This window comes from Streptomyces sp. NPDC001530 (assembly GCF_042894545.1).
Classification (GTDB): Bacteria; Actinomycetota; Actinomycetes; order Streptomycetales; family Streptomycetaceae; genus Streptomyces.
The window spans coordinates 349,110-361,039 of sequence record NZ_JBIAVS010000007.1 but is presented as its reverse complement, the minus strand read 5'-3'; the positions used below and the strand labels follow the sequence as shown (position 1 = coordinate 361,039).

The following is an 11,930-nucleotide window of genomic DNA, read 5'->3' as shown; positions in this document are numbered from 1 at the left end:
ATGCGGTGGCATTCGGATGCGGTGGCATTCGGATACGGCGGCATTCCGATGCGGTGACAGGTGACATCCGGATGCGGTGACCCCGGCGCTGTGGCCGTGCAAGGGGCTCTATCCCTTCGTGCAGGCGTGCCGGGGAGCGTGTGCGCTGTGTACAAGGGGGTGTACGCCCAGTGGTGCGCGCCCCGCGTTTCGGGGCAAACGGAATCAGTCCGTACCAGCCCATGCCCGGATTCTGGACGGAGACTTCCGCTGAGCGGACCAGCTCGCTACTGTCCCGCTACGCACACGCCCCGTGGCAGCGCCGCCGCGGAGCGCAGCCGTGAAGCGACTCCGCCCGGGAAGAACCCGGGTCGTCAGCCGACCGGCGGCCTCTGAAGCGCGTCGCCGACGGGACTCGGTGTCGCAACCGCCGCGAGGGGGCCGTCGACCTCACCACTAAGGAGTGGGCGTCGTGACCGCGGAGACCTCTCAGACGCTCGACCGGGGACTGCGCGTCCTCAAGCTGCTCGCCGACACGGATCACGGGCTGACCGTCACCGAGCTCTCGAACAAACTGGGTGTGAACCGGACCGTTGTGTACCGGTTGCTCGCCACGTTGGAGCAGCACGCACTCGTACGCCGTGATCTGGGTGGCCGCGCCCGGGTCGGGCTCGGGGTGCTGCGGCTGGGCCGCCAGGTGCATCCGTTGGTACGGGAGGCCGCGCTGCCCGCGTTGCGGGCGCTGGCGGAGGACATTGGGGCAACGGCTCATCTCACGCTCGTCGATGGGACCGAGGCGCTGGCCGTTGCCGTCGTCGAGCCCACGTGGACGGATTACCACGTCGCTTATCGCGCCGGGTTCCGGCATCCCCTGGACCGGGGGGCCGCGGGGCGGGCGATTCTTGCCGCTCGGCAGGCGCCGGTGGGGGAGCCGGGGTACACGCTCACGCATGGGGAGTTGGAGGCAGGGGCGAGTGGGGCTGCGGCGCCGCTCATCGGAGTGACGGGGGTTGAGGGGAGCGTGGGTGTGGTGATGCTTGCCGACGCCGTGCCCGAGCGGGTCGGGCCGCGTGTCGTGGACGCGGCGCGCGAGGTCGCGGACGCGTTGCGTTGAGCCCCCTTGGCTGAGTAGCTCCCCGGCGTGGGGCTGGGGTCGAGGGCGGTGCGCTTACCGGCGCATGCGGGGTGCCTCCCCAAGCTCTTCGAGGGGTACCCCCAGCGCCCACCCGTGCCGCCCCTCGCGGCACGCATGCCCACAGCCAGGACCGTTGCCCCTCGCGGCGCGCAAGCCCGCAGCCGCGCACCCCGTGTTTCCAGTCACCCCCTGGCTTTGGCCGAGCCGCCAAAGGGCCCCTGTCATCTCTGGCCGATAGGCCCACCGTCCGTCGTCCCCGCCTCCGCATCATCAGGGCACTGAAAGCGGAACGGTGGAGGGAGCAGGGCGTGGAGACGGTGCGTACGCGGCCGGGGGCCGGTCGAGAGGGTGGCGGGTGGGCGGGCCGGTTGGCGCGGCGGCAAGGGGTGGGGACGCTGGTGGCCGAGGCTGCCGGGAGTCCGTTGAAGCGGACGATGGGGGTCGGGCAGCTCACGTTGCTCAGTGTGGGAGCCACACTCGGGACCGGGATCTTCGTCGTGCTCGGGGAGGCCGTTCCCGAGGCCGGGCCCGCGATCGTCGTGTCGTTCGTGCTCGCCGGGGTGACGGCGCTGTTCTCCGCGCTGTCGTACGCCGAGCTGGCCGGCATGATCCCGGGCTCGGGCTCCTCCTACAGCTACGCCTACGCGACCCTCGGCGAGCTCGTCGCCTGGGTCTGCGGCTGGTGTCTGATCCTGGAGTACGGGGTGTCCGTGGCCGCCGTCGCGGTCGGCTGGGGGCAGTACGTCAATGAGCTGCTGGAGCTGACCGTCGGGGTCACCCTCCCCGATACCCTCAGCGCGCCGCCCGGCGACGGCGGCGTCCTCAACATCCCCGCCGCCGCCATCGTCGTCCTCGCGATGGTCGTGCTGCTGCGGGGCGCCCGTGAGAGCGCCGTCGCCAACACCCTCATGGTCGGGGTGAAGATCGCCGCGCTGGTCATGTTCTGCGCGGTCGCCTTCACCGCCTTCCGCGCCGGGAACTTCACCCCGCTCTTCCCGCTCGGCACGGCCGGTATGAGCGCGGGCGCCGCCTCGCTCTTCTTCTCCTACATCGGCTTCGACGCCGCGTCGACGGCAGGGGAGGAAGCCAAGAATCCCCAGCGTGACCTTCCGCGCGCGATCATCCTCTCCCTCGTCCTCGTCACCGCGCTCTACGTCCTCGTCGCGGTCGCCGCGCTCGGCGCCATGCCGTGGCAGCAGTTCGAGGGGACCGAGGCCACGCTCAGCGAAGTGCTCGTGCGGTCCGTCGGGGGCGGGGATCTGTGGCCGATCCTCCTCTCCATCGGTGCCGTCGTCGCCACCACCAGCGTCGTCCTCACCGTTCAGTACGGGCAGATCCGCATCCTCTTCGCGATGTCCCGGGACGGGCTCGTGCCGCCGCTGTTCTCCAAGGTGCACCCCACCACCGGGGTGCCGCGCGCCAACACCGTCATCGTCTCCGCCTTCATCGCCGTGCTCGCCGCGCTCGTCCCGCTGGGCGCCCTCGCCGACGCCACCAGCATCGGCACGCTCTTCGCCTTCATGCTGGTCAACCTGGCCGTCGTCCTGCTGCGCCGCCGCAGTCCCGACGCGCCCCGCTCCTTCCGGGTGCCCTTCTCACCGGTCACGCCGATCCTCGGCGTCGGCTTCTGCGCGTACATGCTCTGCAGTCTGGGGACGGACACCTGGGTCGCGTTCGGCGCGTGGATGGCTGTCGGCCTGGTGATCTACTGGCTGTACGGGATCAAGAACTCCAAGCTCGGCCGCGAGGCACACCGCGAGGCACATGAGGAGACGGCGTGATCTCTCTCGACCTCACCACCGACGTCGTCACCCTCACCCGCACCCTCGTCGACATCCCCTCCGAAAGCGGCGAGGAGGCCCGGCTCGCGGACGCCGTCGAGGCGGCCCTCGCCGCCCTCCCGCACCTGACCGTCGAACGCGTCGGCAACTCGGTGATCGCCCGCACGGACCTCGGCCACCCCGAACGGGTCGTGATCGCGGGCCACTTGGACACCGTGCCCGCCGCGGGCAATCTCCCCTCCCGCCTCGACGGCGACCTGCTCCACGGCCTCGGCGCCTGCGACATGAAGGGCGGTGTCGCGGTCGCCCTGCGCCTGGCGGCCACCGTCCCCGCGTCGGCCGCCCGCGACCTCACGTACGTCTTCTACGAGTGCGAGGAGGTCGAGGGCGACCGCAACGGGCTCGGCAGGATCGCCGCCGTACGGCCGGAGCTGCTGAAGGCGGACCTCGCGATCCTCATGGAGCCGTCCGACGCCGGCGTCGAAGCCGGCTGCCAGGGCGTCCTGATGGCCGACATCACCGTCCGGGGCGAGCGCGCGCACACCGCGCGGGCCTGGCGGGGCGTGAACGCCGCGCACCGCGCCGGGGCCGTCCTCCAGCGGCTGGCCGACCACACGCCCGAGCGGGTGGTGATCGACGGCCTGGAGTACCGGGAGGGGCTGAACGCCGTCGCCGTACGGTCCGGGGTCGCGGGCAACGTCGTCCCCGACGAGTGCGTGATCACCGTCAACTCCCGTTTCGCACCGAGCCGTTCGGCCGAGGAGGCGGAGGCGTACGTACGGGATCTCTTCCCCGAGGACGCGTACGAGGTCGAGGTCACCGAGGTCGTGCCGGGTGCCCTGCCCGGGCTGGGGCAGGGCGCGGTCGCCTCGCTCGTCGGCGTACTCGGCGCGGTGCCGCGCCCGAAGCTCGGCTGGACCGACGTCGCCCGGTTCGCCGCGCTCGGCGTTCCGGCGCTCAACTACGGCCCCGGAGACCCGGTGTTGGCGCACACGGCGGGGGAGTACGTGCCTGTGGCGCAGCTCCGGGAGTGCGAGGAGCGGCTCAGGAACTGGCTGTCGGCGTCGCCCTGAGTCCGGCCAGGGTCCGCAACTGCAGCCACAGCACCAGCCGTTCGTCGGGATCGTCGAGGTCGATGCCGAGCTGCTGCTGGGCCTGCCGGAGGCGGTAGCGGCAGGTGTTGGGGTGGACGGCGAGCAGCCGGGCCGCGCCCGCCATGTCGCAGCCGGCGTCGAGCCAGGAGACGAGGGTGCGGGCGTAGTCGGTGCCGTGCTCGGTGTCGTGGGCGAGGACCGTCCGCCACGCCCCCGCCTTCAACTCCCGTCGCTCTCCCAGGACTTCGGTGAGGCGAAGGAGGGTGACCCGGGGCCGCACCTCCGTCACGGACGCCACCGGCAGCTCCGGTCCAAGGACGCGCAGCACGAGGTCCGCGTCGGCGCGGGATGCCGTCACCTCGGCGAGCCCGGTGACGACGTCCCCCAACCCGGCCCGCACCGGCACCCGCAGCGCCTGCCCCGCCCGCCGGACGATGTCCTCGGCGAGCCGCTTGTGCCGCTCCCCTCCGCGCTCGCCGTGGGCGGGCAGCAGCGCGTACACGACCCCGTCGACGAGGACACACGCGTGCCGCCCGTAGCGCGCCTCGCACTGGAGGCGTACGAGGTCCAGGAGCCGCAGCGCGGTCTGCTCGACGTCCGCCGCCGAGACGGCCGAGTCGAGGACGAAGGCGGCCACGCGGACGGGCGCCGGGTGTCCGTCCGGGCCGAGGCCGAGGCCCAGGCGGTGGGCCGCGCCGGCCGGGTCGGCGGTGCCGTCGAGCAGACGGCGCAGCAGGTCGCCGTTCTGGTGGCGGGCCAGTTCCTGCGCGGCCCTCGCCCGCAGCAGGAGCAGCGCCGCCGTGGACGCGCCCTGGGCGAGGGCCTCCTCGGCGTCCGGCGCGAGGTTGCCGTCGTCGACGACCCACAGCGAGCCGAGGGTCTCGCCGCCGGCGCGGACGGCCATGGCGAGGCGGGGGAGCAGGCCGCTTCCGTCGAGCGCGGGCAGCCGGACCGGCCTGTCGGCCGCGAACAGCACCCGGTACTGCTCCGAGTTCTCCGGGCTCGTCGGCACCTGGAGGCCGAGGATGCCCTGTCTGCGGTCCTCGTCGACGGGCTGCCCCGGCACGGTCGAGTAGGCGAGGATCCGCTGCCGCGGGTCCTCGATCACGGTGGCGCCGCCGACGGCCGCGGCCACCGCGTCGGCCAGCGCGAACAGGTCCCCGAGCCCGTTCCCGGAGGCCGAGGGGCGCGCGCCGATCGCCGAGGCGAGCAGCAGGTGCACGTGGTGCCAGGCCGCGTCCTCGTCCACGGACAGCAGGGCGACGCCCGCGGACTCCGCCTCCGCGAGCGGGCCGTCCGGGCCGCGGACCACGAGCCCGCTCATCCCTGCCTCGGCCGCGGCCCGCGCCAGCGGCCCCGCCGCGGACGCGCGCACCCCGACCGCGAGCAGCAGCGCCCCGGGCGCCCGGGGAAGCGGGGCGTGAGCGTCGTGCAGCAGAGCCTCCGTGACCGGCACGGCGAGCCCGGCGGGCGCGGTGTGCAGGCGTACGGAGGGGCCGCCGATGACGTCCAGCAGGTCGCCGAGGGTGCAGGCGTCCACACGGACCCCTTCCAGGATGATTGGCCGATCTCATCAGGAACGTACGCGGGTGTTGTCCGGATGCACAACATCAGCGGCGCCATCAGCTCCGAGACTCGATCTCATGACAGAAGTCAGCATCCGTACGGTCCACGACGTCACCGGCCTCGCCGCCGTGACCGACTTCTTCAGCGACGTCTGGCAGACCCCGCGCAGCACCCCGCCGTACCCGGCCGAGGTGCTGCACAGCCTCGTCCACGCGGGCGGCGCGGTGCACGCCGCGTACTCCCTCGCGGGGGAGCGGCTCGCCGGGGCCTCCGTCGCCGTCTTCGGGCCGCCCGGGCAGCAGGACACGTACTCCCTGGTCGCCGCGGCCGACCCCGGAGTCGGGTACGCCGTGAAGCAGGCCCAGCGCGCCTGGGCCCTGGAGCGCGGCGCCCGCACCATGCGCTGGACCTTCGACCCGCTGGTCGGCCGCAACGCCCGCTTCAACCTGGTCAAGCTGGGCGCCGTCGGCACGGAGTACCTCGTCGACTTCTACGGGCTCATGGCCGACGGGGTGAACGACGGCGACGAGAGCGACCGGCTGACGGTGACGTGGGACCTGGCGGCGCCCCGGTCCGCCGCGGTGCCGGAGGCGGACCCCGACGGTGCGCCGGAGGAGGACCGCGACGGCGCGCCCGCCACCCACCTCGCCCCCGACGGCGACCCGCTGGCCCGCCGCGACCTCGCCGACCGTCATGTCTGGTGCCGGGTCCCCGACGACATCGTCAAGCTGCGTGCCGTCGACCCCGTGCTCGCCCTGCGCTGGCGGCATGCCGTCCGGGAGGTCTTCACGGAGGCCTTCGCCGAGGGGTACGTCGCCACGGGGATGTCCCGGGACGGCTGGTACACCCTCACCCGCCCCTCGCAGGAAGGCACCGCATGAAACTCGAACGCGTCGAAGTCGTCCACATCGCTCTGCCCCTCGTCACCCCGTTCCGTACGTCCTTCGGGACCATGACGACGAAGGACACCTTCCTCCTGCACGTCGTCACGGACGTGGCCGAGGGCTGGTCGGAGTTCGCCGCCGACCTCGAGCCGCTGTACTGCTCGGAGTTCGTGGCCGGCGCCGAGATCGTGCTCCGCGACTTCCTCCTGCCGCGCGTGGCCGCCCTCCCGGAGCTCACGACGGCCGCGCTCGCCCCCGCGACGGCGAAGATCAAGGGGCACGAGCTCGCCAAGGCGGCCCTGGAGACGGCTGTGCTCGACGCAGAGCTGCGCGCGTTCGGCATGCCGCTCGCGACGTTCCTCGGGGCCGTGCGCGACCGCGTACCCGCCGGGGTGTCCGTCGGCATCAAGGAGTCCGTCCCGGCACTGCTCGACGACGTCGAGCGCTACCTCGCCGAGGGGTACGTCCGTATCAAGCTGAAGATCGAACCGGGCTGGGACCTGGAGCCCGTACGAGCCGTGCGTGAGCGTTTCGGGGATGCGCTGCCGCTCCAGGTGGACGCCAACACGGCGTACACGCTCGCGGACGCCGAGCACCTGCGCCGGCTCGACGAATTCGGGCTGCTGCTCATCGAGGAACCCCTGGAGGAGAACAACCTCCACGCGCACGCCCGGCTCCAGAAGCGTATCGCCACCCCCGTCTGTCTCGACGAGTCCCTGCACAGCGCCCGCGACACCGCGTCCGCGATCGCCATGGACGCCTGCCGGGTCGTGAACGTGAAGCCCGCCCGGGTCGGCGGCTATCTGGAGGCCCGCCGCATCCACGACGTCGCGCACGCGCACGGGGTGCCGGTGTGGTGCGGCGGCATGCTGGAGACGGGCATCGGCCGTGCCCCCAACCTCGCGCTCGCGGCCCTGCCCGGCTTCACCCTCCCCGGCGACACCTCCGCCTCCGGCCGCTACTTCGCCGAGGACATCACCGAGCCGTTCGTGCTGGAGGACGGCCACCTGCCGGTGCCGCGCACCGCGGGCATCGGCATCGACCCGCTGCCGGAGGCGCTGCGCCGCTTCACGACCGCACGGCGGGACCTGTACGGGGGCCCAGGAGGGCGCTGAGGATCTTGGCCGGGCTCCCGACGCCTGGCACGCGCATCGGCCGCGTTGCCGGAATGCTCTAGTTGCCGGAATGTTCTAGCTGCCGGAATGCTCTAATAGCTCCGCTACGAGGGCATTCCGGCGCCGTGCAGCTGCACGCACCAGACGCCGCTCGCACCCACCGGACGCCGCTCGCTGATCCGGCCAAGATCCTCGGCATCCGCCTGGCCTCGCGGTGACGTTAGATTGATCCCGTGCTCTCTCGCCTCACACGCCCCAAGGCCGTCGCCGTCTGCGCCGTCCCCGTCGTGGCCCTGCTCGCCACGGCGGTGTTCGCGCCGCTGCCGTTCTCCCTGGCGCAGCCCGGGATGACGGCGAACGTCCTCGGCGAGAACAAGGGCGACCCGGTGATCACGATCAGCGGGTCGCCGACCCGTGAGACGCGCGGCCAGCTGCGGATGACGACGATCGAGGCGACGGGCCCCGACGCGAACGTCTCCCTCAGCGATGTGGTCGACGCCTGGTTCGCCACGGACCGGGCCGTGATGCCGCGCGACTCGGTCTACCCGAGCGGCGACAGCGTCAAGGAGATCGAGCGGCACAACACGGAGGAGATGAAGAAGTCCCAGGACACGGCCACCGAGGCGGCGCTGTCCTACCTCCACGAGAAGGACGACGTGAAGGTCACGCTCAAGCTCGCCGACGTCGGCGGGCCCAGCGCCGGGCTGCTCTTCTCGCTCGGCATCGTCGACAAGCTGGACGGCGACGGCAGTGGCGGCGACCTCACGGGGGGCCGCACCATCGCGGGTACGGGCACGATCGACGCCGACGGCAGGGTCGGTGCGGTGGGGGGCGTGGCCCTCAAGACCCAGGCCGCCCGCCGCGACGGCGCGACGATCTTCCTGGTCCCGAAGGCGGAGTGCTCCGACGCGAAGTCGGAACTGCCCAAGGGGCTGCGGCTGATTCCGGTGACCACGCTCAAGGGAGCGGTGGATTCTCTGGTGGCCCTGGAGAAGGGGAAGGACTCGGTTCCGAGCTGTTAGGCGACGGCCGGGTGGATGGCGGCTGCTCAGGTACTCCCAGGAGCTCACGGCACCGGACGAAGCTCACGGCACCGGACGAAGCTCGCGGCACCGGGCCTCTCGCCTCACCCGCGGTCCGGCCCCCTTCGGGTCAGGAGTCTTCCGACGCCTGCTCCACCAGGGGGATGATCCGCAGCGGAACGGCGTTCTCCATGACGATCGCCGTGGAGGCCCGGACGATGCCATCAAAACCGACAACCCGGTCGATCACACGTTGGAGATCGGCGTTCGAGCGGGCCACGAGCCGGCACAGCATGTCTCCGCTGCCGGTGGTCGTGTGCAGTTCCAGCACCTCGGGGACGGTCGCCAAGTGCGCGCGTACGTCGGCACCCTGCCCCTGCCGGATCTGCAGCGTGGCGAACGCGGTGACCGGGTAGCCGAGCGCGGCCGGGTCCACCTGTGGGCCGAACCCGCGAATGACCCCATTCGATTGAAGCCGGTCGAGACGGGCCTGCACCGTGCCGCGCGCCACCCCGAGCCGCCGGGACATCTCCAGGACACCGATGCGCGGCTCCTGTGCCAGCAGCACGATGAGCCGCCCGTCCAGATGATCGATCGCCACGGCGGCCTCCCCCTTTTCTCTGGCTCGTTCGCTGTGATGGTCATCCTGTACAGAGAGCCCGCACGTACGGGTCCACTACTGAGCATATTGCCCAGCAAGGAAGCAAACTATTGCGCACCTTGTGGAACGGAGAGAGCCTGCGGCCATGACACAGACCACCCACCACACTCCCGACACCGCCCGGCAGGCAGACCCCTTCCCGGTCAAGGGAATGGACGCGGTCGTCTTCGCCGTCGGCAACGCCAAGCAGGCCGCGCACTACTACTCCACCGCCTTCGGCATGCAGCTCGTGGCCTACTCCGGACCGGAGACCGGCAGCCGCGAGACGGCGTCGTACGTCCTCGAGAACGGCTCCGCCCGGTTCGTCTTCACCTCCGTCATCAAGGCCGCCACCCCCTGGGGCCACTTCCTCGCCGAGCACGTGGCCGCGCACGGCGACGGCGTCGTCGACCTCGCCATCGAGGTCCCGGACGCGCGCCGCGCATACGCCTACGCGATCGAGCACGGCGCCCGCTCGCTCGCCGAGCCGTACGAGATCAAGGACGAGCACGGCACGGTCGTCCTCGCCGCGATCGCCACGTACGGCGAGACCCGCCACACCCTCGTCGACCGCTCGGGCTACGAGGGTCCCTACCTCCCCGGCTTCGTGGCCGCGAAGCCGATCGTCGAGCCGCCCGCCCGCCGCACCTTCCAGGCCATCGACCACTGTGTCGGCAACGTCGAGCTCGGCCGCATGAACGAGTGGGTCGGCTTCTACAACAAGGTCATGGGCTTCACGAACATGAAGGAGTTCGTGGGCGACGACATCGCCACCGAGTACAGCGCACTGATGTCGAAGGTCGTCGCGGACGGCACCCTCAAGGTCAAGTTCCCGATCAACGAGCCCGCGATCGCCAAGAAGAAGTCCCAGATCGACGAGTACCTGGAGTTCTACGGCGGCCCCGGCGTCCAGCACATCGCGCTGAACACCAACGACATCGTCGAGACCGTACGCACCATGCGCGCGGCCGGAGTCCAGTTCCTCGACACGCCCGACTCGTACTACGACACGCTGGGGGAGTGGGTCGGCGACACCCGGGTCCCCGTCGAAACGCTCCGCGAGCTGAAGATCCTCGCCGACCGCGACGAGGACGGCTATCTGCTGCAGATCTTCACCAAGCCGGTCCAGGACCGTCCGACCGTCTTCTTCGAGATCATCGAGCGGCACGGCTCGATGGGCTTCGGCAAGGGCAACTTCAAGGCCCTGTTCGAGGCGATCGAGCGGGAGCAGGAGAAGCGCGGCAACCTGTGAATCCGTAGAACGCGCAACCACTGAACGCCGGTTGACGCGCTCATGTCCTGCGGGTGCCAGGGCGGCACCCGCAGGACAGCGATCCGGCGGAAGGGCGGCCTGCGGCTGTACCTGGGGCTCGCCTTGGGCGGCGAGGGGGCCAGCAGGTTCTCGATGTACTACAAGCCGCACACGCCTCCGGGGTCGTAGTCCCACGTCGTAGTGTGGCCGCATGGCCAGGATCAACGACGTCGGCGGTATGCAGGGGTTCGGCGCCATCGACACCACCGACGACACCGCGCCCTTCCACGCGGACTGGGAGGCCCGGGTCGTCGGGCTCTTCAACGCCCTGCGCGCGCAAGGGGTGTTCAACACCAACGAGTTCCGGGACGCGATCGAGTCGATGCCGGCCAAGGAGTACCTGGCGGCCTCGTACTACGAGCGGTGGTTCACCGCGATCTGCGCGCTCCTGGAGCGCAAGGGCGTGATCGAGCCGGGCGAGCTGCAGGAGCTCCGCGAGGCGGGCGAGCTGGAGGGGCCGGGTGACCGCGATGCCTGACCGCTTTGCTCCCGGCGCCCGGGTCCGGACCTTCCACCACGACCCGCCGCACCACACCCGTCTGCCGCGGTACGCGCGCGGCAAGCGCGGCGTGGTCGTCGAGCCGGAGGGCAGGGCGGAACTCGCCGACGTCAGCGCGCAGGGGCGCGGGGACGCCCCGGTCGAGCAGGTGTACGCCGTCCGCTTCGAGGCGCGCGACCTGTGGGGCGAGGGCGACCATCACGTCGTACTGGACTTGTGGGAAAGCTACTTGGAAGAGGACCGGCACGATGAGCGGTGACCATCACGCCGACGCGCTGATCTCCCGGCGGGTGCGGCGCCTGGAGACCCTTCTCGAGGAGAAGGGGGTGCTCTCGGGCGGGGCGCTGGACGAGGCGATCGACGCGTTCCTGGCGCGGTCGTCCCCAGCGAACGGTGCGCGGGTGGTGGCGCGCGCGTGGGTCGACGCGTCCTTCAAGGCCCGCCTGCTCGCCGACGGTACGGCGGCCGTCCAGGAGCTCGGCTTCATGGAGGGCTCGTACCAGCGTCTGAGGGTCGTCGAGAACACGGAGTCACGGCACAACGTCATCGTCTGCACCCTGTGCTCCTGCTACCCGCTCCGCCTCCTCGGGCCGTCCCCGAGCTGGTACAAGTCCGAGTCCTACCGCTCCCGCGTCGTCCGCGAACCCCGCGCCGTCCTCGCCGAGTTCGGCCTCACCCTGCCTGCCGACACGGGCATCTCGGTCTGGGACTCCAGCGCCGAGACCCGCTACATGGTCCTCCCCCGCCGCCCCGCCACCACCGAGTCCCTCCGCGAGGAGGAACTGGCGGCCCTGGTCACCCGCAACGCACTGATCGGCACGGCAGCGGTCTGAACCCGCCGGGACTGCGCCCCCTCGGGACTGCGCCCCCTCGGGACTGCGCCCCCTCGGGACTGCGCCCCCT

General features: G+C 71.6%; 12 protein-coding genes. 10 read left to right on the top strand and 2 right to left on the bottom strand.

Annotated elements, in window-relative coordinates; genetic code table 11:
• Positions 1-451 precede the first annotated feature (451 nt).
• The 3 genes from ACFY0T_RS16780 (at position 452) to dapE (ending at position 3,968) form a co-directional block, all read left to right on the top strand.
• Positions 452-1,093 (top strand): IclR family transcriptional regulator, encoded by a 642-nt coding sequence (locus ACFY0T_RS16780; RefSeq protein WP_388870249.1) that lies wholly within the window; start codon positions 452-454, stop codon positions 1,091-1,093.
• A 329-nt stretch (positions 1,094-1,422) separates the two neighbouring features.
• On the top strand, positions 1,423-2,895 hold the full coding sequence (locus tag ACFY0T_RS16775; RefSeq protein WP_388870246.1) for an amino acid permease: 1,473 nt from the start codon (positions 1,423-1,425) through the stop codon (positions 2,893-2,895).
• Complete coding sequence (gene dapE / locus ACFY0T_RS16770; RefSeq protein ID WP_388870243.1) at positions 2,892-3,968, top strand: succinyl-diaminopimelate desuccinylase; 1,077 nt, start codon at positions 2,892-2,894, stop codon at positions 3,966-3,968. The genes ACFY0T_RS16775 and dapE overlap by 4 nt, the downstream gene beginning before the upstream one ends.
• On the opposite strand, the gene ACFY0T_RS16765 is transcribed toward dapE, so the two are convergent.
• On the bottom strand, positions 3,940-5,529 hold the full coding sequence (locus ACFY0T_RS16765; protein WP_388870240.1) for a PucR family transcriptional regulator: 1,590 nt from the start codon (positions 5,527-5,529) through the stop codon (positions 3,940-3,942). The genes dapE and ACFY0T_RS16765 overlap by 29 nt on opposite strands.
• Before the next feature lie 103 nt (positions 5,530-5,632).
• Between ACFY0T_RS16765 and ACFY0T_RS16760 the strand changes: the two genes are divergently transcribed.
• The 3 genes from ACFY0T_RS16760 to ACFY0T_RS16750 all read left to right on the top strand — a co-directional run bounded on the left by ACFY0T_RS16760 (position 5,633) and on the right by ACFY0T_RS16750 (position 8,576).
• A complete protein-coding gene (locus ACFY0T_RS16760; RefSeq protein ID WP_388870238.1) occupies positions 5,633-6,436 on the top strand; it encodes a chorismate synthase in 804 nt (267 codons plus the stop codon).
• Positions 6,433-7,554, top strand: a complete 1,122-nt coding sequence (gene menC / locus ACFY0T_RS16755; protein WP_388870235.1) for an o-succinylbenzoate synthase — start codon at positions 6,433-6,435, stop codon at positions 7,552-7,554. Before ACFY0T_RS16760 ends, menC begins: the two co-directional genes overlap by 4 nt.
• A 233-nt stretch (positions 7,555-7,787) precedes the next feature.
• Positions 7,788-8,576, top strand: coding sequence for a S16 family serine protease (locus ACFY0T_RS16750; protein ID WP_388870232.1), 789 nt, complete (start codon positions 7,788-7,790; stop codon positions 8,574-8,576).
• A gap of 130 nt (positions 8,577-8,706) precedes the next feature.
• Here the strand turns inward: ACFY0T_RS16750 and ACFY0T_RS16745 are convergent, their stop codons facing one another.
• Positions 8,707-9,177, bottom strand: coding sequence for an Lrp/AsnC family transcriptional regulator (locus tag ACFY0T_RS16745; protein ID WP_388870229.1), 471 nt, complete (start codon positions 9,175-9,177; stop codon positions 8,707-8,709).
• Between the two features lie 145 nt (positions 9,178-9,322).
• On the opposite strand from ACFY0T_RS16745, the gene hppD reads away from it, so the two are divergent.
• The 4 genes from hppD (at position 9,323) to nthA (ending at position 11,860) form a co-directional block, all read left to right on the top strand.
• Positions 9,323-10,468 (top strand): 4-hydroxyphenylpyruvate dioxygenase, encoded by a 1,146-nt coding sequence (hppD, locus tag ACFY0T_RS16740; RefSeq protein ID WP_388870226.1) that lies wholly within the window; start codon positions 9,323-9,325, stop codon positions 10,466-10,468.
• 211 nt (positions 10,469-10,679) lie between these two features.
• Positions 10,680-11,006, top strand: a complete 327-nt coding sequence (locus ACFY0T_RS16735) for a hypothetical protein (protein WP_388870223.1) — start codon at positions 10,680-10,682, stop codon at positions 11,004-11,006.
• Positions 10,999-11,286, top strand: coding sequence for an SH3-like domain-containing protein (locus ACFY0T_RS16730; protein ID WP_388870528.1), 288 nt, complete (start codon positions 10,999-11,001; stop codon positions 11,284-11,286). Before ACFY0T_RS16735 ends, ACFY0T_RS16730 begins: the two co-directional genes overlap by 8 nt.
• Positions 11,276-11,860 (top strand): nitrile hydratase subunit alpha, encoded by a 585-nt coding sequence (gene nthA, locus ACFY0T_RS16725; protein ID WP_388870220.1) that lies wholly within the window; start codon positions 11,276-11,278, stop codon positions 11,858-11,860. The genes ACFY0T_RS16730 and nthA overlap by 11 nt, the downstream gene beginning before the upstream one ends.
• The last annotated feature ends 70 nt before the right edge of the window (positions 11,861-11,930 follow it).